The sequence below is a fragment of the Paenibacillus sp. F024 genome (assembly GCF_057814255.1).
This window is the reverse complement of record NZ_JBVASZ010000222.1, coordinates 1-233: the sequence shown is the minus strand read 5'-3', so window position 1 is coordinate 233 and position 233 is coordinate 1. Positions and strand designations below refer to the sequence as shown.

Below are 233 nucleotides of genomic sequence, written 5' to 3'. Positions count from 1 at the left end.
TGTAGACGACGAGGTAGATAGGTTCGGGGTGGAAGCGCGGCAACGTGTGGAGCTGACGAATACTAATCGGTCGAGGGCTTATCCAAAACAATGATCAGCATGATTTGTTTCGATCCAGTTTTCAGGGTGCAAGCCTTGAAGCTTACGATGCAGTTTTGCTAAAGCAAAACTCTTAGTTTGGTGATGATGGCGGAAGGGAACCACGCGTACCCATACCGAACACGACCGTTAAG

1 rRNA gene is annotated in these 233 nt (G+C 48.9%); it reads left to right on the top strand.

Features of this window, described 5'->3' with window-relative positions:
• Window positions 1-86, top strand: a 23S ribosomal RNA gene (locus tag ACZYR9_RS28025); the annotation flags it as partial.
• Window positions 87-233: the final 147 nt, after the last annotated feature.